19 protein-coding genes are annotated in these 18,623 nt (G+C 61.6%); 10 read left to right on the top strand and 9 right to left on the bottom strand.

Annotation, left to right across the window (positions count from 1 at the left end; all coding sequences use genetic code 11):
* Positions 1-8: 8 nt before the first annotated feature.
* From dsbA to TU80_RS16805, 3 genes are all read right to left on the bottom strand, one after another.
* Positions 9-644, bottom strand: a complete 636-nt coding sequence (dsbA, locus tag TU80_RS16815; RefSeq protein WP_017849030.1) for a thiol:disulfide interchange protein DsbA — start codon at positions 642-644, stop codon at positions 9-11.
* A 167-nt stretch (positions 645-811) separates the two neighbouring features.
* The gene (locus tag TU80_RS16810) at positions 812-1,417 is read right to left on the bottom strand and encodes a c-type cytochrome (RefSeq protein WP_017849029.1); all 606 of its coding nucleotides are present in this window, start codon (positions 1,415-1,417) and stop codon (positions 812-814) included.
* Between the two features lie 37 nt (positions 1,418-1,454).
* Positions 1,455-1,754, bottom strand: coding sequence for a c-type cytochrome (locus tag TU80_RS16805; protein WP_017849028.1), 300 nt, complete (start codon positions 1,752-1,754; stop codon positions 1,455-1,457).
* Between the two features lie 192 nt (positions 1,755-1,946).
* Between TU80_RS16805 and yihA the strand changes: the two genes are divergently transcribed.
* Positions 1,947-2,588, top strand: a complete 642-nt coding sequence (gene yihA / locus TU80_RS16800) for a ribosome biogenesis GTP-binding protein YihA/YsxC (RefSeq protein WP_017849027.1) — start codon at positions 1,947-1,949, stop codon at positions 2,586-2,588.
* A gap of 269 nt (positions 2,589-2,857) precedes the next feature.
* Here the strand turns inward: yihA and polA are convergent, their stop codons facing one another.
* Entirely contained in the window at positions 2,858-5,632 is a 2,775-nt protein-coding gene (gene polA / locus TU80_RS16795; RefSeq protein ID WP_017849026.1) for a DNA polymerase I, read from the bottom strand.
* A 74-nt stretch (positions 5,633-5,706) separates the two neighbouring features.
* Here polA and TU80_RS16790 point away from each other — a divergent pair, with 74 nt between their 5' ends.
* Both TU80_RS16790 and TU80_RS16785 read left to right on the top strand, forming a co-directional pair.
* Positions 5,707-5,997, top strand: a complete 291-nt coding sequence (locus TU80_RS16790; RefSeq protein WP_017849025.1) for a DUF2782 domain-containing protein — start codon at positions 5,707-5,709, stop codon at positions 5,995-5,997.
* 56 nt (positions 5,998-6,053) lie between these two features.
* Complete coding sequence (locus TU80_RS16785) at positions 6,054-7,007, top strand: homoserine kinase (protein WP_017849024.1); 954 nt, start codon at positions 6,054-6,056, stop codon at positions 7,005-7,007.
* A gap of 51 nt (positions 7,008-7,058) precedes the next feature.
* Here TU80_RS16785 and TU80_RS16780 read toward each other — a convergent pair whose 3' ends face one another.
* Positions 7,059-7,988 carry a zinc ABC transporter substrate-binding protein gene (locus tag TU80_RS16780; protein ID WP_017849023.1) on the bottom strand — a complete coding sequence of 310 codons (930 nt, stop codon included), beginning with the start codon at positions 7,986-7,988 and terminating at the stop codon, positions 7,059-7,061.
* 58 nt (positions 7,989-8,046) lie between these two features.
* Between TU80_RS16780 and zur the strand changes: the two genes are divergently transcribed.
* Genes zur through TU80_RS16760 form a run of 4 tightly spaced genes read left to right on the top strand, consistent with a single transcriptional unit; the run spans position 8,047 to position 10,852 of the window.
* Positions 8,047-8,529: a zinc uptake transcriptional repressor Zur gene (zur, locus tag TU80_RS16775; protein WP_026140288.1), complete on the top strand. Its 483-nt coding sequence runs from the start codon at positions 8,047-8,049 to the stop codon at positions 8,527-8,529.
* Positions 8,529-9,314 (top strand): zinc ABC transporter ATP-binding protein ZnuC, encoded by a 786-nt coding sequence (gene znuC, locus TU80_RS16770; protein ID WP_017849021.1) that lies wholly within the window; start codon positions 8,529-8,531, stop codon positions 9,312-9,314. The genes zur and znuC overlap by 1 nt, the downstream gene beginning before the upstream one ends.
* Positions 9,307-10,095 (top strand): zinc ABC transporter permease subunit ZnuB, encoded by a 789-nt coding sequence (znuB, locus tag TU80_RS16765; RefSeq protein WP_017849020.1) that lies wholly within the window; start codon positions 9,307-9,309, stop codon positions 10,093-10,095. Before znuC ends, znuB begins: the two co-directional genes overlap by 8 nt.
* Positions 10,096-10,132: 37 nt before the next feature.
* The gene (locus tag TU80_RS16760; RefSeq protein WP_017849019.1) at positions 10,133-10,852 is read left to right on the top strand and encodes a PA5502 family lipoprotein; all 720 of its coding nucleotides are present in this window, start codon (positions 10,133-10,135) and stop codon (positions 10,850-10,852) included.
* A 117-nt stretch (positions 10,853-10,969) separates the two neighbouring features.
* Here TU80_RS16760 and katE read toward each other — a convergent pair whose 3' ends face one another.
* A complete protein-coding gene (gene katE, locus TU80_RS16755) occupies positions 10,970-13,132 on the bottom strand; it encodes a catalase HPII (protein ID WP_262375153.1) in 2,163 nt (720 codons plus the stop codon).
* 244 nt (positions 13,133-13,376) lie between these two features.
* Here katE and TU80_RS16750 point away from each other — a divergent pair, with 244 nt between their 5' ends.
* The 3 genes from TU80_RS16750 to TU80_RS16740 are packed head-to-tail and all read left to right on the top strand — an operon-like array spanning position 13,377 to position 15,880.
* Entirely contained in the window at positions 13,377-14,384 is a 1,008-nt protein-coding gene (locus TU80_RS16750) for a methionine ABC transporter ATP-binding protein (protein ID WP_017849017.1), read from the top strand.
* A complete protein-coding gene (locus TU80_RS16745; protein ID WP_017849016.1) occupies positions 14,384-15,058 on the top strand; it encodes a methionine ABC transporter permease in 675 nt (224 codons plus the stop codon). The genes TU80_RS16750 and TU80_RS16745 overlap by 1 nt, the downstream gene beginning before the upstream one ends.
* A gap of 51 nt (positions 15,059-15,109) precedes the next feature.
* On the top strand, positions 15,110-15,880 hold the full coding sequence (locus TU80_RS16740; RefSeq protein WP_017849015.1) for a MetQ/NlpA family ABC transporter substrate-binding protein: 771 nt from the start codon (positions 15,110-15,112) through the stop codon (positions 15,878-15,880).
* A gap of 144 nt (positions 15,881-16,024) precedes the next feature.
* Here the strand turns inward: TU80_RS16740 and TU80_RS16735 are convergent, their stop codons facing one another.
* From TU80_RS16735 to TU80_RS16725, 3 genes are read right to left on the bottom strand one after another with little or no spacing between them, the layout of a single operon-like run.
* A complete protein-coding gene (locus tag TU80_RS16735) occupies positions 16,025-16,660 on the bottom strand; it encodes an SCO family protein (RefSeq protein ID WP_017849014.1) in 636 nt (211 codons plus the stop codon).
* Entirely contained in the window at positions 16,657-17,556 is a 900-nt protein-coding gene (gene cyoE / locus TU80_RS16730) for a heme o synthase (protein ID WP_046381540.1), read from the bottom strand. The genes TU80_RS16735 and cyoE overlap by 4 nt, the downstream gene beginning before the upstream one ends.
* A complete protein-coding gene (locus tag TU80_RS16725) occupies positions 17,544-18,623 on the bottom strand; it encodes a COX15/CtaA family protein (RefSeq protein WP_017849012.1) in 1,080 nt (359 codons plus the stop codon). Before TU80_RS16725 ends, cyoE begins: the two co-directional genes overlap by 13 nt.

The following is an 18,623-nucleotide window of genomic DNA, read 5'->3' as shown; positions in this document are numbered from 1 at the left end:
CAGGCCCCTTACTTGGCGGCGCGTTCTTTGGCGATCAACTGGTCGGCCACATTGAGGGTCGCTTCAGGACCGCCGGTGGTGCCCAGGTCGAAACGGTACTTGCCGTTGACGATCATGGTCGGAACGCCTTGCACGCCATAAGCCACGGCGAGTTTCTTGGCGGCTTCGATCTGGCCCTTGATGGCGAAGGAATTGAAGGTGGCCAGGAACTTGTCCTTGTCGACACCTTGGGTCGCGACGAAGTCAGCCATGTCCTCAGGCTTGGTCAGGCGCTTGCCTTGTTTCTGGATCGCCTCGAAGACAGCGTTGTGAACCTTGTGCTCGACACCCATGGCTTCCAGGGTCAGGAACAGTTGGCCGTGGGCATCCCATGGGCCGCCGAACATGGCAGGGATGCGTTTGAAGTTCACGTCCTTGGGCAGTTTCTCAACCCATGGGTTGATGGTTGGCTCGAAGGCGTAGCAATGCGGGCAGCCGTACCAGAACAGCTCCACCACTTCGATCTTGCCCGGCACCGAAACCGGCACGGGGTTGGCCAATTCCACGTAGGTTTTACCGGCTTCAAGCGGCACATCGGCGGCTTGTGCGGTCATGCCGAAGAGGCTGGCGGTGACGAGAGCGGCGCTGAGGATCAGATTACGCATGCTTTACTCCTGGACAAATAAAGTCGCCTCACGCGACCTTTGTTGTGACAGGTCTGCGCGGGCATGAGTTCGTTAGTGTAACGGCACCGGCCACAAAAAAGGGCGGCCTAGGCCACCCTTTTTATGCTTGCATCAACGGATTAATCGAGCGTTAACGCAGCCCTCGATCAGTGCAGCCCCTGAATGTATTGGGAAACCGCTTCGATGTCCTTGTTGCTCAGCTTGGCGGCAATGCTCTGCATGATTTTGGTATCGCCGTCGTTGGTGCGATTGCCTTCACGGAAGTCCGTCAGTTGCTTGGCGACGTACTGCGCATGCTGGCCACCCACATGCGGGAAGCCCGCAGCGGCGTTGCCCACGCCGTTAGGCGAGTGGCAACCGATGCAGGAAGGCATGCCTTTGTCGAGGTTGCCGCCACGGAACAGTTCTTCGCCACGGGCCACTTGCTTCGGATCAGCAGCTCCCACACTGCCTTTCTGGCTGGAAAAATAGGCCGCGATATCGGCCAGGTCCTGATCGCTGAGGTTAGTCAGCAAGCCGGTCATTTCCAGGACCGTGCGCTTGCCGTCCTTGATGTCGTGCATCTGCTTGGTCAGGTAACGCTCACCCTGGCCGGCCAGTTTAGGGAAGTTCGGCGCCGGGCTATTACCATCCGGTCCATGGCAAGCACCACACACGGCGGCTTTCGCCTGACCCGCAGCAGCGTCGCCTGCAGCATGGGCAACACCGGTGATGCCCAAGGTCAACAGCAGACTCACGATCAGTTTGTTCATCAGCTAATCCAACTACGGCTAAGGGTTTAAGAGTTATCTAACCGGGTTTACTCACCATCCACTCAATGATGGCCTGGTAATCCTCGGTACTGCAGTCCATGCACAAACCACGCGGCGGCATTGCCTTGAAACCCTGGGTCACGTGTTGCACCAGCGTGTCCATGCCTTGCGCCAGTCTGGGCGCCCAGGCTGCCTGGTCACCCCGCTTCGGGGCGTTCGGCAGTTGGCCGGCATGGCAAGCCACGCAAACTCGGTTGTACACCGCTTCCGGTTCCTGTGTAGCCTGAGCGCCGTAAAGCGGCATCAAGACACCGACAGCAAGCAACCATCTGGTCATACATCGACCTTTTCAGGGTTTGGGAGCGTTTTGCGTTCTAATGCGCAATAAAGGTCTATCGCTCCCGTGAACTTCATCCTTCGCTGGGACAAAGCACACACAAAATCTGCGGCATTATATACTGGCGCTACTGAAACGGAAACGACACCGCTTGCCGCACCCTTTTTCGGCACCGCCCATATCGGAAATCTCATGCAACTCAAGAACCCCATCCTCGGCCTGTGCCAACAGTCCACCTTCATGCTCAGCGCCGCCAAAGTGGACCAATGCCCCGATGACGAGGGCTTTGAAGTCGCCTTTGCCGGCCGTTCCAACGCGGGCAAATCCAGCGCCCTGAACACCTTGACCCATGCCAGCCTGGCGCGCACCTCGAAAACCCCGGGCCGCACGCAGTTGCTCAACTTCTTCAAGCTAGACGATGATCGACGTCTGGTCGACCTTCCGGGCTACGGTTATGCAAAAGTACCTATCCCGCTGAAGCTGCACTGGCAGCGTCACCTCGAGGCTTACCTGGGTGGCCGGGAGAGTTTGAAGGGTTTGATTCTGATGATGGACATCCGTCATCCAATGACCGACTTCGACCTGCTGATGCTCGACTGGGCAGTCGCCAGCGGCATGCCGATGCATATCCTGCTGACCAAAGCCGACAAACTGACCTATGGCGCCGCCAAGAACACGCTGTTGAAGGTGCAGGCGGAAATCCGCAAAGGTTGGGGTGACACCATCACCATCCAGCTGTTCTCGGCGCCAAAGCGCCTGGGCCTGGAAGAAGCCTACACCGTGCTGGCCGACTGGATGGAATTGGCCGACAAGGGCGCAGAAACCGCGGAGTGACTTTTGCGCAGGCAAAAAAAACCCCGGACTTCGTATGGGGAGGGGAAGTTCGGGGTTCAAGCTCCGGACCGCTAGGGCGGGGTCCAGATATCTGCCAACACTTAACACAACATAGGAGCATTGAAGGGCTTCACCGCCCATTCAGTAACTCTGAGTGGCATTTCATGAGTTAAGTTCCGGCAGGTACAAAAAACTATTTGCAATAAGCGACGGCGTTTTCGGATCTAAAGCGTTCTGCCACCACCCTCGGCGGTGGCAGAACCGCGCTATCAGTGCGCTTCGTCCCAGTTATCACCCACGCCCACTTCCACCAGCAGCGGCACATCCAGCGTCGCCGCGTGGCTCATGTGCTGGCGGATCTCGTCACGCACTTGATCGACCAGATCCTCGCGAACCTCCAGCACCAGCTCATCGTGTACCTGCAGGATGACTTTGGCATCCAGGCCTGACGCGGTCAGCCAGTTATCCACCGCCACCATGGCTTTCTTGATGATATCCGCCGCGGTGCCCTGCATCGGCGCGTTGATCGCCGTGCGCTCGGCGCCTTTGCGCAGCGCCGGGTTCTTCGCGTTGATGTCCGGCAGGTACAGGCGGCGACCGAAGATCGTCTCGACATAACCCTGCTCGGCCGCCTGGGCGCGGGTGCGCTCCATATAGGCCAGCACGCCCGGATAGCGGGCGAAATAACGGTCGATATAGGCCTGGGACTGTTTACGATCGACACCGATCTGCTTGGCCAGGCCAAACGCGCTCATGCCGTAGATCAGGCCGAAGTTGATCGCCTTGGCGCTGCGACGCTGGTCGGTGGTGACCGCGCCCAGCTCCACGCCAAATACTTCGGCGGCGGTGGCCTTGTGTACGTCCAGGTCATTGCGGAAGGCGTGCAGCAAGCCTTCGTCCTTGGCCAGGTGCGCCATGATCCGCAGCTCGATCTGCGAGTAGTCCGCCGCCAGCAGCTTGTAGCCTTTTGGCGCGACGAACGCCTGACGAATCCGCCGGCCTTCAGCGGTGCGGATCGGAATGTTCTGCAGGTTCGGATCACTCGACGACAAACGCCCGGTGGCCGCCACCGCCTGGTGATACGAGGTATGGATGCGCCCAGTGCGCGGGTTGATCTGCTCAGGCAAGCGGTCGGTGTAGGTGCTTTTCAGCTTGCTCATGGAGCGGTACTGCATCAGCACCTTGGGCAGCGGGAAATCCTGCTCGGCCAGTTCGGCAAGCACCGCTTCGGCGGTCGACGCCTGGCCCTTGGCGGTCTTGCTGAGAACCGGGTGGCCGAGTTTTTCGTAGAGGATCGCGCCCAATTGCTTGGGCGAGCCCAGGTTGAACTCCTCACCGGCGATGGCAAATGCCTCACGCTCCAGTTCGACCATCTTCTCGCCCAGCTCAACACTCTGCACGCCGAGCAACTTGGCATCCACCAGCGCGCCCTGACGCTCGATACGCGCCAGCACCGGCACCAGCGGCATCTCGATATCGGTCAGCACGCTGACCAGGCTGGGGATCGCCTGGAGTTTTTCGAACAAGGTCTGGTGCAGGCGCAGGGTGACGTCGGCATCTTCAGCCGCGTAAGGGCCGGCCTGTTCGAGGGAGATCTGGTCAAAGGTCAGCTGTTTGGCGCCTTTACCCGCAATATCCTGGAAGCTCACCGTGGTGTGACCCAGGTATTTCTGAGCCAGGCTGTCCATGTCATGCCGTGTGGCGGTGGAGTCGAGGACGTAGGATTCGAGCATGGTGTCGTAGGCAATGCCCTGCACCGTGATGCCACAATTCTGATCGCCACCGATGGCACAGTTGGCCAGGATATTCATATCGAACTTGGCGTGCTGGCCCACCTTGAGCTTGCTCGGGTCTTCGAGGATCGGCTTGAGCGCGCGCAGCACCGTGTCGCGGTCCAGCTGCTCCGGCACGCCCATGTAGGAATGGGTCAGCGGGATGTAGGCCGCTTCGTAGGGCTGCACCGCGAACGACAACCCAACCAGCTGCGCTTGCTGTGCATCGATGCCGGTGGTCTCGGTATCGAAGGCGAACAGCTTGGCCTCGCCGAGCTTCTTCAGCCACACATCGAAACGCGCCTGATCGAGGATGGTCTCGTACTTGAGCTCGGTGCTGACGACCGGCGCATTCTCGGCGACCGGAGCCGCCACCTCCAAGCCGGTGCGCTTGGCGTCGCGCTGCACTTCCTCGAACCAGCTTTTGAACTCCAGGAGGGTGTACAGCTCCAGGAGTTTTTCGCGATCCGGCTCGATCAGGTGCAGATCATCCAGGCCCACGTCCAGCGGCACGTCGATCTTGATCGTCGCCAGTTGATAGGAGAGGAAGGCCATGTCCTTATGCTCTTGCAGCTTGGCCGGCAGGGTCTTGGCCCCACGGATAGGCAGGCTCGGCACAATATCCAGATTTTCATACAGCTCTTTCAGGCCGCCATTGACGCCCACCAGCAAGCCAGAAGCGGTCTTCGGACCAATGCCCGGAACGCCAGGGATGTTGTCGGACGAATCGCCCATCAACGCCAGATAGTCGATAATCTGCTCCGGAGCGACGCCAAATTTCTCCTTTACGCCCTCCACATCCATGGCGCTACCGGTCATGGTGTTGACCAAGGTAATGTGCCCGTCCACCAGCTGCGCCATGTCTTTGTCGCCGGTCGAGATCACCACCGGGCGGTCCGCGGCTGCGCTGCTGCGGGCCAGGGTGCCGATCACGTCATCGGCTTCGACGCCTTCGACGCACAACAGCGGGAAACCCAGGGCAATCACGCTCTGGTGCAGGGGCTCGATCTGCAGGCGCATGTCGTCGGGCATGCTTGGGCGGTTGGCCTTGTATTCGGCGTACATTTCGTCGCGAAAGGTCCCACCCTTGGCGTCGAACACGACCGCGAACGGGCTGTCCGGGTACTGCTTGCGCAGGCTCTTGAGCATGTTCAACACGCCCTTGACCGCACCGGTCGGCAGGCCTTTGGAAGTGGTCAGCGGTGGCAGCGCGTGGAAGGCGCGGTACAGATATGAAGAACCGTCCACCAGGACGAGGGGGGCTTGGCTCATGAGCAGGATCAACCTTTTCGGCGGGTCAGGCGCTAGAATAGCCGGACCACAGACAACAAAGGGACAAGGTTATCATGCGCTCATTCAATCGCCTGCTGTTGACCGGCTTGTTTGCATTCGCTCCGATGGTTGCCATGGCGGCCGACAGTGCGCCTTCGGGTGATCCGGAAGTTACCATTCGCACAGAGGGCGACAGAACCATTCAGGAGTACCGTCAAAACGGTTTCCTGTACGCAATCAAGATAACGAAGAAAGGCTTCCCACCGTATTTCCTGGTGCGCGCGGACGGAACCGATGCGAATTTCATCCGCTCTGACCAACCGGATATGCTGATCCCGTCATGGAAGATCTTCGAATGGAAATGATTTCTTAACTTCAATTGGCGCCGCACACCGCGGCGCCCGTACTGGCAGTTTTAACCATGTCTGTGTTCACCCCCCTGGCTCGGCCCGAGCTGGAAACCTTTCTTGCCCCTTACGGGCTCGGCCGCCTGCTTGATTTCCAGGGGATCGCCGCGGGTAGCGAAAACACCAATTTCTTCATCAGCCTGGAACAGGGTGAGTTCGTCCTGACCCTGGTCGAGCGCGGCCCGGTGCAGGAAATGCCGTTCTTCATCGAACTGCTCGACGTGCTCCACGACGCCGACTTGCCGGTGCCTTACGCCCTGCGCACCACCGACGGCGTGGCCCTGCGCGAATTGGCCGGCAAACCGGCGCTGCTGCAACCGCGCCTGGCCGGCAAGCACATCAAGGACGCCAATGCCCAGCACTGCGCCCAGGTCGGCGACCTGCTTGGCCATCTGCACCTGGCGACCCAGGGCGACAAGGTGCTGGAGCGCAAGACCGATCGCGGGCTGGACTGGATGCTCAGCGAAGGCGCGCAGTTGATTTCGCACCTGGACGCAGCGCCGCAACGCCTGCTGCGCGACGCACTGGATGAGATCGAGGCCCACAAGGCGCAGATCCTCGCCCTGCCGCGCGCGAATATTCACGCGGATCTGTTTCGCGACAACGCGATGTTTGAAGGCACGCACCTGACGGGCTTGATCGACTTTTACAACGCCTGCTCGGGCCCGATGCTGTACGACGTGGCGATCGCCCTGAATGACTGGTGCTCGGACGCCGACGGCGTACTCGACGGCCAGCGCGCCCGCGCACTGCTCGGGGCTTATGCGGGGTTGCGCCCGTTTACCGCGAAAGAAGCCGAGTTGTGGCCGACGATGTTGCGCGTGGCGTGCGTGCGGTTCTGGTTGTCACGCCTGATCGCGGCGGAGTCGTTTGCCGGGCAGGATGTGTTGATTCATGACCCGGCGGAGTTCGAGCATCGGCTGGCGCAGCGCCAGCAGGTCGCGATCCAGCTGCCGTTCGCGCTCTAAAATGCGGGAGGGGGCTTCTTGCTCCCTCCTACAGACGTTATGCCTGGGCTTTCAGAGCGACTCCAGGCAGCCCGCCAAGTCATTGCCCAGCTTGTCCAGCACCTGTTCGTAACCTTGAGCGGAAGCCGGGGTGTACCCCCCCAACGCATCCAGCTCCGCCAATTTCACCGGCAAACCGGCCACCAGCGTTTCCGCCAGGCGCGGACGCAGCGGCGGCTCACTGAACACGCAGGTCTTGCCGACTTCCTGCAAACGTGTACGCATCGCCGCCACATGCTGGGCACCGGGCTGCACTTCGGCGGCCACGCTGAACACACCGGCGTGCTTGAGGCCGTAGGCCTCTTCGAAATAATCAAAGGCTTCGTGGAACACAAAGTAAGGCTTGTCGTGGATGCCGGCCATCCGCGCTTTCAAGCGCGCGTCCAACGCATCCAGTCGGCTCACGAACGCCTTCACGTTGAGCTGGTAGCGCTCGGCATTGGCCGGGTCCGCGGCGCTGAGGTCGGCGCCCATGCGTGCGGCAATCACCCGGGCGTTGAGCGTCGACAACCACAGATGTGCATCCAAAGTGCCTGGGCGATGATCGTGGTCATGTTCGTCGGCATCGTCGGCGTGGGAATGGCTATCTTCGGCGAAACGGCGGAGTTTCATGCCCGGAAGATCCTGCACGGCCACCGTCGGCAGGCTGCGCCCCTTGAGGACGCGGGGCAGGAAGCCTTCCATGTCCGGGCCGATCCAATACAGCAAGTCCACCGACTGCACGCGCCGCACGTCGGATGGGCGCAACGCATAGTTATGCGGCGAGGCCCCCGGCGGCAACAACACCTCGGGAACCGCCACGCCGTCCTGCACAGCCGCAGCAATCAACTGCAGCGGCTTGATGCTGGTCAGCACCTTGACCTCCGCCTGAGCGGCACCCGCGGTGAGCAAACTGGCGACAAATACGACAAAAACGGGAAAAAGTCGGGACACGATGACCACTCAATGGTGTAGGAACGGGTAACATAATAACGTCTCTATCAAATATCTGTCGCCGCTCATGCCTATAACACCGCTTGCCAGCCGTCCCCACGACCACTCTCACTGCGTGCATACCGCGCTGTCGGAGGCCGACACCCTCTGCGCACGGCAGGGTCTGCGCCTGACCGCCCTGCGTCGGCGCGTGCTGGAACTGGTCTGGCAGAGCCACAAGCCGCTGGGCGCCTACGACATCCTCGGCGTGCTCAGCGAGCAGGACGGTCGCCGCGCCGCGCCGCCCACGGTGTACCGCGCGCTGGATTTCCTGCTGGACAACGGCCTGGTACACCGCATCGCGTCACTCAACGCCTTCGTCGGCTGCAACCACCCGGAACACGCGCACCAGGGGCAGTTCCTGATCTGTCGCAAGTGCCACGCCGCCATTGAGCTTGAGCAAAGCAGCATCAGCGACGCCATCATCCAGAGCGCCGCCGACGTCGGCTTCAAGGTGGAAGGGCAAACCGTCGAAGTCGTCGGGCTCTGCGCCGGTTGCCAGGGGGCTTGATGAGCAACGCGTTAATCCGCCTGGAGCAGGTCGGGGTCACGTTCGCTGGGCAAAACGTGCTGGATAACATCGCGCTGAGCGTCGAACCGGGGCAGATCGTCACGTTGATCGGCCCCAATGGCGCCGGCAAGACCACCCTGGTGCGCGCCGTACTCGGCCTGCTCAAGCCCGACACCGGCAGTGTGTGGCGCAAGCCCAAGCTGCGTGTCGGCTATATGCCGCAAAAACTCTTCGTGGACCCGACGCTGCCCTTGTCGGTGCTGCGCTTCCTGCGCCTGGTGCCGGGCGTGGACCGCGCCCGCGCGCAAGCCGCGCTCAAGGAGGTCGGTGCCGAACAGGTCATCGACAGCCCGGTGCAAAGCATCTCCGGCGGTGAAATGCAGCGCGTGTTGCTGGCCCGCGCCCTGTTGCGCGAGCCGGAACTGCTGGTGCTCGACGAACCGGTGCAGGGCGTCGACGTCGCCGGCCAGGCCGAGTTGTACAGCTTGATCACCCGCCTGCGCGACCGCCTTGGCTGCGGCGTGCTGATGGTCTCTCACGACCTGCACCTGGTGATGAGCACCACCGACCAAGTGGTGTGCCTCAACCGCCACGTGTGCTGCTCCGGCCATCCGGAGCAAGTCAGCGGCGACCCGGCGTTCGTCGAGCTGTTCGGCAAGAACGCGCAGAGCCTGGCGATTTATCACCACCATCACGATCACGCCCATGACCTGCATGGCGCCGTGGTCGACGATCCCGCCACACCCCACACTCACGTTCATGGAGATAGCTGCAAGCATGGCTGATTTTCTGCTCTACGCCCTGCTGGCAGGCTTGGCTCTGGCGCTGGTGGCGGGCCCGCTGGGCTCGTTCGTGGTCTGGCGGCGCATGGCCTATTTCGGCGACACCTTGTCCCACGCCGCATTGCTGGGCGTGGCCCTGGGCTTTCTGCTGGATGTGAGCCCGGCCATCGCCGTGACCGTCGGCTGCCTGCTGCTGGCGGTGCTGCTGGTGACCCTGCAACAGCGCCAGCCGCTGGCCTCCGACACGTTGCTGGGCATCCTGGCGCCCAGCACTCTGTCCCTGGGCCTGGTGGTGCTGAGCTTCATGCATGAAGTACGCATCGACCTGATGGCTTACCTGTTCGGCGACCTGCTGGCGATCAGCCCCACGGACCTTGCGTGGATTCTCGGCGGCAGCGCAGCCGTGCTGGTGCTGCTGGTGACGCTGTGGCGCCCGCTGCTGGCAATCACCGTGCATGAAGAACTGGCCACGGTGGAAGGCTTGCCCGTGCCCGCGCTGCGCATGACCTTGATGTTGTTGATCGCCGTGGTGATCGCTGTCGCGATGAAGATTGTCGGCGTATTGTTGATCACGTCACTGCTGATCATTCCCGCAGCCGCCGCCCAGCGCCACGCCCGCTCGCCGGAACAGATGGCGATCGGCGCCAGCGTACTGGGGATGCTGGCAGTGTGTGGGGGCCTGGCGCTGTCCTGGTTCAAGGACACGCCGGCAGGGCCGTCGATTGTGGTCACGGCGGCCGCCCTGTTTCTGCTGAGTTTTGTCCTGCCCCGTCGAGGGGTGTAGACTTGCTCGCTTTTTGCGCAAATAGAGAGTCGCAGGAATGAAGCCGTTCACCTCCCGTTATCTGCTCCTTGCCGCATTTTCCCTGCTGCTGGGCGCTTGTCAAAGTACCCCGCCCGCCGCCCCCGAGGCCCCGGACGCACGCGCTGTCGCCATCGCGCAACTGGAGCAAAACCTGGCCAGCAGCGAGCTGGCCACCGCCGAAGACCAACTGGCCGCGCTGCAAGCCCAGTCGCCCAACGATCCGGCGCTCGAGGCTTACCAGCGTCAACTGGCCGAGGCCTACCTGCAACGCAGTCAGATCGTGTTGCAAAAAGGTGATGTCAACGCCGCCGCTACCGCCCTCAGCCGCGCCCGCGCATTGATGCCCAAGGCTCCGGCGCTGACCGGTGGCGTCAACAGCGCCATCACCCACGCGCGCAAAGCCGAGCTGGACAAAGCCGAGGCCGCCCTCAAGGCCGCCGAAACCAAGCCCGTCGCCAAGGTCATCGACCCGGCCGCGCAGAGCACCACCGTGGCGCTGAACCTCACAGACATCGAAGAGCTGCGCCATCAGCTGGATGCCATCGCCACCGACGTGGTGAATTACCAGTGCGATGTGACCATCCAGGCACCGCGCACCCAGGATTACCCGTGGCTGGCGACCTTGCTGAGCAAACGGGTCAAGCGCATTGATTCGGGCTACGACCTGACGATTCACCGGCAGATCCTGAAGACTATTCCGGCGCAGGTTGTGCTGATTCCGCGCAAGGCGGAATAAAGCCATCGGGGGCAAGCCCCCTCCCACATTTTGAACGGTGAATACATTCAAAGTGTGGGAGGGGCGGTGCGACGATTCGACTTGCCCCCGATGGCGATCTAACCAACAGCAGATGACTTAAGCCGGAACCGCCTTGGCCTTCGGCTCACGATCCCAGACCCGATGCTGGGCAATCGCTTTAAAGAACGCCTTGAACGCCTTGGCATCCGCCCCCACGATCAACCCCGCATCCGCCTCGAGCTTGAGCAGATCGAGCAAGGGCTGCGCGTCACTGGCCACGGCAATCGCCTTCAGGTGCTTGTAGGCCTCCAGCAGGTAGTGCAACGCCACGCCGTCCCCACTCAACACCTTGATCGACGCCTTACCGCCGGGCACGAACACCGCATCAAACGCAATCGAGGGCAGGCCTGCCATCGACGCATCCACCGCCAGATGCTTGCCATCGGCCGTGGTGACCGGCGCCGAGGTCGGCCCGAGCAACTTGGCGTGTGCGCCCTCGGCTTGCAGCGCTTTCTTCAATGCAGCAATTGCCGCGCCGTCGACACCATCAGCCGCCAGAATCGCCACTTTGCGCGTTTTGATATCGCCCGACAGCAGGTTCACCTGGCTCAACGCCGGCGACGCTTTCACCGACGCCTTGCGCGGCGGCACCGTGCCTTTGGTCGGTGCGGGCAGGCCCAGGTTCTGTGCAACGCGCCTGGCCAGTTCCAGGTCGATGTTGGCCAGAATCTCATTGACCTGACGGGCACGGATAACCTCGCGCTCCACCTTGCCCAACTCAAAACTGTAGGCCGCAATGATGTGCTCTTTCTCATGGTGGCTCATGCTGTTAAAAAACAGCGTGGCCTGGGAGAAGTGATCGCCAAACGACTCACTGCGCTCGCGCACCTTGTTGGCATCGACGCGCTCGTAATAGGTTTCGAAACCACCCTCCTGAGCCGCGGGCGGTGTTTCTTTCGGCCAACCGCCATCGATCGAATTCGGCTCATACGCAGCCCGGCCCTTATCGATCACAGTACGATGCTGGGCATCCCGCTGACCATTATGGAAAGGCACTACAGGCCGATTGATCGGCAGCTCATGAAAGTTCGGCCCACCGAGTCGGCTGATCTGGGTATCCGTGTAGGAAAACAGGCGGCCTTGCAGTAGCGGGTCGTTGGTGAAGTCGATACCCGGCACGATATGGCCAGGGCAAAAGGCGACTTGCTCGACTTCGGCAAAGAAGTTGTCGGGGTTGCGGTTAAGCACCATCTTGCCCAGCGGCGTAATCGGCACCAACTCTTCGGGGATGATCTTGGTCGGATCGAGCAGGTCGAAGTCGAACTTATGCTCGTCTTCTTGCGCAACGATCTGTACACCCAACTCCCACTCAGGGTAGTCACCGCCCTCAATCGCTTCCCACAGATCGCGACGGTGGTAATCGGTATCTTTACCGGCAAGCTTTTGCGCTTCGTCCCACACCAGGGAACAGGTGCCGACTGTTGGATGCCAGTGGAATTTCACGAAGCTCGATTTACCTTCGGTATTGATCAAGCGAAAGGTGTGAATACCGAACCCCTGCATGGCACGCAGGCTTTTCGGAATAGCCCGGTCAGACATGGCCCAGATCACCATGTGCGCCGATTCCGGCTGCAGCGAGACAAAATCCCAGAACGTATCGTGGGCCGAGCCTCCGGTAGGCATTTCATTGTGCGGCTCAGGCTTTACCGCATGCACAAAGTCAGGAAACTTGATCGCATCCTGAATGAAAAATACCGGCATGTTGTTGCCCACCAGGTCGAAGTTGCCTTCCTCGGTGAAGAACTTCACGGCAAAACCGCGCACGTCGCGCACCGTATCGCCCGAACCACGCGGGCCTTGCACGGTGGAAAAACGCACGAACACCGGCGTTTTATGCTCGGGGTTACGCAGGAAACCGGCCTTGCTCAGCGCCGAATGGTTCTCATAGGTCTGAAAATAGCCATGCGCGCCCGTACCGCGCGCATGCACGATGCGCTCCGGGATACGTTCATGGTCAAAATGCGTGATTTTTTCACGCATGATGAAGTCTTCCAGCAGCGAGGGGCCGCGGGCACCGACTTTCAAGGTGTTCTGGTTATCGGAAATCTTCACGCCTTGGTTGGTACGCAGCGCCTGGCCGGTCGCGTCGCTACGGAATGCCTCCAGGGCCTGCAGCTTGGCGTTGGTGTTGCCACGGTCCAGGGTATCGGTGCCCGCCAGTTCACTCTTCGGCGGGATGGCTGGCTTGTGGGTACTCATCAGACAAAACTCCTTATTCAAAGTGGCCAGAGCGGTCCCCGGCTCGTTTGAGCAAAACCCCAGGCACGGCACCCGGGAAATCGAGTTGCTGAAGTAGTGACTGACACGAATTTGCACCGTTCCTTTTTTATGACCTTTGATCGCGTTATTGCCAAATCACTGGTTGAATGCGAAATAAATGCTAAGAACCGCTATACGGACAGGCTAAAATGCGCGCCCGGCTAACCGCTGATCCCTTTTCCATGCGCCCCACAAGGTTCGCTACGTGATCGAGTTTCATAACGTCCATAAAACCTACCGCGTCGCCGGTAAGGAAATCCCCGCGCTTCACCCCACCAACCTGCGCGTCGAGAACGGCCAGGTGTTTGGTCTGATTGGCCACTCCGGTGCGGGAAAAAGTACCTTGTTGCGCCTGATCAATCGCCTCGAGCAACCCAGCGGCGGGCAGATCAACGTCGATGGCGAAGAAGTCACGGCCCTGGATGCCAACGGCCTGCGCCGTTTCCGCCAGCAGGTCGGGATGATTTTCCAGCACTTCAACCTGCTGGCCTCCAAGACCGTCGCCGACAACGTGGCGCTGCCGCTGACACTGGCCGGCGAATTGTCGCGCAAGGCCATCGACCAGCGCGTCGCCGAACTGCTGGCGCGCGTCGGCCTGTCGGACCACGCCAAGAAGTACCCGGCGCAACTGTCCGGCGGCCAGAAGCAGCGCGTCGGCATTGCCCGCGCCCTGGCGACCAAGCCGAAAATCCTGCTGTGCGACGAAGCCACCAGCGCCCTTGACCCGCAGACCACCGCCTCGGTGTTGCAACTGCTGGCCGAGATCAACCGCGAGTTGAAGCTCACCATCGTACTGATCACCCACGAAATGGACGTGATCCGCCGCGTATGCGACCAGGTGGCCGTGATGGATGCCGGCGTGATCGTCGAGCAAGGCTCGGTGGCCGACGTGTTCCTGCACCCCAAGCACCCGACCACCAAGCGCTTTGTCCAGGAAGCCGATCAGGTCGACGAAAGCGAGCAGCGCGATGACTTCGCCCATGTACCGGGCCGCATCGTGCGCCTGACGTTCCAGGGCGAAGCGACCTACGCACCGCTGTTGGGTAACATCGCCCGCGAAACGGGTGTGGACTACAGCATCCTCGCCGGGCGTATCGACCGCATCAAAGACATCCCCTACGGGCAACTGACCCTCGCCATCACCGGCGGTGACATGGAAGCGGCCTTTGCCCGCTTCACCGCCGCCGACGTCCACATGGAGGTGCTGCGCTAATGGAAGTCCTGATGAGTTTCTTCGCCAATATCGACTGGTCCGAAATCTGGCTCGCCACCGGCGACACCATGACCATGCTGTTCGGTTCGCTGTTCTTCACCGTGCTGCTCGGCCTGCCCTTGGGCGTGCTGCTGTTTCTGTGCAGCCCGCGCCAGCTGTTCGAGCAAAAAGGCCTGTACGCGTTGCTGTCGCTGAGCGTGAACATCCTGCGCTCGCTGCCGTTCATCATCCTGTTGATCGTGATGATCCCGTTCACCGTGCTGATCACCGGCACCTCGCTGGGCGTGGCCGGTGCGATTCCGCCGCTGGTCGTGGGCGCAACGCCGTTCTTTGCGCGCCTGGTGGAAACCGCGCTGCGTGAAGTGGACCGCGGCATCATCGAAGCCACCCAGTCCATGGGGGCCAGCACGCGCCAGATCATCACCCATGCTTTATTGCCTGAGGCCCGCCCCGGCATTTTCGCGGCGATTACGGTGACGGCAATTACACTGGTGTCCTACACCGCCATGGCCGGCGTCGTCGGTGCCGGCGGCCTGGGCGACCTGGCCATCCGTTTCGGCTACCAGCGCTTCCAGACCGATGTGATGGTCGTCACGGTGGTGCTGTTGTTGATCCTGGTGCAAATTCTGCAAACCGTCGGCGACAAGCTGGTGGTGCATTTTTCTCGAAAATAACGACTATTGCCGGCTATACGCCGATAAATGCCCGAACAAGGAGCTTGCTGGATGAAAAAACTACTGGTTGCTTTCGCCGCCGTCGCCGCGTTTTCGGCCCACGCCGAGACCATCACGGTTGCCGCCTCGCCGGTGCCCCACGCGGAAATCCTCGAATTCGTGAAGCCGGCACTCGCCAAAGAGGGCGTGGACTTGCAGGTCAAAGTCTTCACCGACTACGTGCAGCCCAACGTACAAGTGGCCGAAAAGCGCCTGGACGCCAACTTCTTCCAGCACCAGCCGTACCTGGATGAGTTCAACAAAGCCAAGGGCACGCACCTGGTGAGCGTCGGCGCGGTCCACCTCGAGCCCCTGGGCGCTTACTCCAGCAAGTACAAGACCCTGGCCGACCTGCCTGACGGCGCCAACGTCGTGATCCCGAACGACGCCACCAACGGCGGCCGTGCGCTGTTGCTGCTGGCCAAGCACAACCTGATCACCCTGAAGGACCCGACCAACATCCTGTCGACCATCAAGGACATCACCGCCAACCCGAAAAAACTCAAGTTCCGCGAACTGGAAGCCGCCACGTTGCCGCGCGTGCTGACCCAGGTCGACCTGGCGCTGATCAACACCAACTACGCGCTGGAAGCCAAACTGGACCCGTCCAAGGACGCTCTGGTCATCGAAGGCAGCGACTCGCCTTACGTGAACATCCTGGTGACCCGCGAAGACAACAAAGACTCGGACGCCGTGAAGAAGCTGGTCGCAGCCCTGCACACGCCTGAAGTGAAGAAGTTCATCGAAGAGAAGTACAAAGGCGCGATCAAGCCAGCGTTCTGATCCGACTCGCTCCCCAACACACCGCAGATCAAACAATGTGGGAGGGGGCTTGCTCCCGATAGCGGCAGTTCAGTCGATGCATACGTTGACTGACCCACCGCCATCGGGAGCAAGCCCCCTCCCACCTGTGTTTTGTGTTGCCTGTTATTTGCGCTGCAACAGCCCTGGCAACTGCGCCACCAGTTTCTGGTTGTTCAGCGGCGCACGAATGAACCCACGCTGGGTGCCATCCGGACCGATCAGCGCGAGGTTGCCGCTGTGGTCGACCGTGTAGTTCGGCTTGGTCGTGTCCGCCGGAATGAACGGGATGCTCACCGCGTTCGACACCTTCTGCACATCGTCCACATTCGCGCCGGTCAGGCCTTCGAATTGCGGGTCGAAATAGCCCAGGTATTGCTTGAGCTGAGTCGGCGTGTCGCGGTTCGGGTCGACGCTGACCAGGATCACCTGCAACTTATCCACAGCCTCTTTGGGCAACTCGCTCTTGATCTGGCGCAGTTGGGCGAGGGTGGTGGGGCAGATGTCCGGGCAGAAGGTGTAGCCGAAGAACAGCAGGCTCCACTTACCCTTCAACTCGTTGACCAGCACCGGCTGGCCGTCCTGGTTGGTCATGGTCACCGGCGGCAATTGGCGGCTTTGCGGCAGCAGGATGATGCCGGCATCGATCAAGGCGGTCGGGTCGCCCTGGCCCTTGCCCGAGAGCACTTTGTTGACGGTCAGGCCCATGATCAACGCGACAATGGCCACCAGAATGAAGACAGTTTTTTGAGTTCGGGTCATAGGTTCAACAGTAAGTAGTGGTCTACAAGCAGGGCGATAAACAGCAGGAACAGGTACCAGATAGAGTACTTGAACGTGTTGATCGCCGCGTGCGGCTGAGCGCCACGGTACAGCACCCAGGCCCATTGCAGAAAGCGTGCGCCCAACACCAGCGCAGATCCGAGGTACAGCAGGCCGCTCATATGGATGACGTAGGGCATCAGGCTCACCGCCAGCAGGACGCAGGTGTAGAGCAGGATATGCACCTTGGTGTAGTGCTCGCCATGAGTGACCGGCAGCATCGGAATATCGGCCTTGGCGTATTCCTCCTTGCGGTGAATGGCCAGGGCCCAGAAGTGCGGCGGGGTCCAGGCGAAGATGATCAGCACCAGCAGCAGCGGCTCGGCGCTGACATGCCCGGTGACCGCAACCCAGCCCAACAGCGGCGGCGCCGCGCCGGCCAGGCCACCGATGACGATGTTCTGCGGCGTCGCGCGCTTGAGAAAGCCGGTGTAGATCACCGCATAACCGAGCAACGAGGCCAGCGTCAGCCAGGCCGCCAGCGGGTTGGTGAACGCCAGCAGCAGCGCCAACCCGGCAACAGCCAGAAACAAAGCAAAGGCCAGCGCCGCCCCGGGCGATACACGCCCTTGAGCGATCGGGCGCTTTTGCGTGCGCGCCATCAGCGTATCAATGCGCCGATCGACGACGTGGTTGACCACCGCCGCGCCACCGGCACACAGGGCGATCCCCAGGTTGCCGAAGATCAGCACCGCCCACGGCACCCCGGCGCGGGTGGCGAGGAACATGCCCACCAGCGAGGTGATGAGCATCAGCACCACCACTTTCGGCTTGGTCAGCTCCAGGTAGTCACGCCAGATCGCCTGGCCGTGACGCGCGCCGATCAAGGTCGCCATGGCATCTCTCCTTTGAGGGTGATAAGGCCCGATACGTGTTTACGCGGGCTGAAGCGCCAGCCGAACGGCATCTGGCGGCGCACCCGGACCAGGCTGGTACGGGCGTGGTAATTGACCAGTACCAGGGTCAGCAACAAGGCTGCGCCACCGGCGTTGTGACCGACCGCCACCGGCAGCGGCAGGTGGAAATACACGTTGCTCAGGCCCAGGCCGATCTGTGCCGCCAGGGCGATCAGCAGCAGGCCCGCGAGCCGGGTCATGCCCACCGCGCGCAGCTGCCAGGCCAGGCCCAGCAATACCAGGGTGACCAGCAGCGCGCCGATGCGGTGGGTCAGGTGAATGGCCGTGCGCGCGTCGCTGTCGAGCTGGCCGCCGAGGTAATTGGGGCCGATGTGCTGGGTCAGGTGGAAGCCATTGGCAAAGTCCGCCGCCGGCCACCACTGGCCGTGACAGGTGGGCAAATCGATACAGGCCACCGCCGCGTAGTTGGAACTCACCCAGCCGCCCAGTGCGATCTGGCCGATCACCAGCACCAGGCCGGCGGTGGCCCAATATTGCAGGCGCTTGGGCACGATCAGCGCGGGCAGCACACCGGACAGGCGCAGGGTCAGCAGAAACAACAGGCTCAAGGTCGCAAAGCCGCCCAACAGATGCCCGGTCACCACTTGCGGCCAGAGCTTGAGCGTCACCGTCCACATACCGAACGCCGCCTGGGCGAACACCACCGCCAACAGGAACAGCGGCAACTTCACCGGCTGGCCGGGGTCGCGCCGATGCCGCCACGAGCGCGCCGCCAGCAGCACGATCAGCAGGCCCAGGGTGCCGGCAAAGTAACGATGGACCATCTCGCTCCAGCCTTTGTCGGCCTCCACCGGCGTGTCCGGGAAATGCAGCTCGGCATGGGCCAACTGGGCGTCGCTTTGCGGCACGCTGATAAAGCCGTAGCAGCCCGGCCAATCCGGACAACCCAGGCCGGCGTGGGTCAGGCGCGTATAGGCGCCGAGCAATACGACAATCAGCGCCAGCAAGGTGGCAAACAGCGCGAGGCGAAATCCAGGTTTGGCCAT

This window comes from Pseudomonas veronii (assembly GCF_001439695.1).
Lineage (GTDB): Bacteria > Pseudomonadota > Gammaproteobacteria > Pseudomonadales > Pseudomonadaceae > Aquipseudomonas > Aquipseudomonas veronii.
This window is presented reverse-complemented; position numbering and strand designations above follow the sequence as displayed.

Bases quoted from the DNA above. Each gene is read 5' to 3' on its own strand.
- dsbA (WP_017849030.1), bottom strand. From the start codon at position 644: ATGCGTAATCTGATCCTCAGCGCCGCTCTCGTCACCGCCAGCCTCTTC.
- TU80_RS16810 (WP_017849029.1), bottom strand. From the start codon at position 1,417: ATGAACAAACTGATCGTGAGTCTGCTGTTGACCTTGGGCATCACCGGT.
- TU80_RS16805 (WP_017849028.1), bottom strand. From the start codon at position 1,754: ATGACCAGATGGTTGCTTGCTGTCGGTGTCTTGATGCCGCTTTACGGC.
- yihA (WP_017849027.1), top strand. From the start codon at position 1,947: ATGCAACTCAAGAACCCCATCCTCGGCCTGTGCCAACAGTCCACCTTC.
- polA (WP_017849026.1), bottom strand. From the start codon at position 5,632: ATGAGCCAAGCCCCCCTCGTCCTGGTGGACGGTTCTTCATATCTGTAC.
- TU80_RS16790 (WP_017849025.1), top strand. From the start codon at position 5,707: ATGCGCTCATTCAATCGCCTGCTGTTGACCGGCTTGTTTGCATTCGCT.
- TU80_RS16785 (WP_017849024.1), top strand. From the start codon at position 6,054: ATGTCTGTGTTCACCCCCCTGGCTCGGCCCGAGCTGGAAACCTTTCTT.
- zur (WP_026140288.1), top strand. From the start codon at position 8,047: ATGCCTATAACACCGCTTGCCAGCCGTCCCCACGACCACTCTCACTGC.
- znuC (WP_017849021.1), top strand. From the start codon at position 8,529: ATGAGCAACGCGTTAATCCGCCTGGAGCAGGTCGGGGTCACGTTCGCT.
- znuB (WP_017849020.1), top strand. From the start codon at position 9,307: ATGGCTGATTTTCTGCTCTACGCCCTGCTGGCAGGCTTGGCTCTGGCG.
- TU80_RS16760 (WP_017849019.1), top strand. From the start codon at position 10,133: ATGAAGCCGTTCACCTCCCGTTATCTGCTCCTTGCCGCATTTTCCCTG.
- TU80_RS16745 (WP_017849016.1), top strand. From the start codon at position 14,384: ATGGAAGTCCTGATGAGTTTCTTCGCCAATATCGACTGGTCCGAAATC.
- TU80_RS16740 (WP_017849015.1), top strand. From the start codon at position 15,110: ATGAAAAAACTACTGGTTGCTTTCGCCGCCGTCGCCGCGTTTTCGGCC.
- TU80_RS16735 (WP_017849014.1), bottom strand. From the start codon at position 16,660: ATGACCCGAACTCAAAAAACTGTCTTCATTCTGGTGGCCATTGTCGCG.
- cyoE (WP_046381540.1), bottom strand. From the start codon at position 17,556: ATGGCGACCTTGATCGGCGCGCGTCACGGCCAGGCGATCTGGCGTGAC.
- TU80_RS16725 (WP_017849012.1), bottom strand. From the start codon at position 18,623: ATGGCCAAACCTGGATTTCGCCTCGCGCTGTTTGCCACCTTGCTGGCG.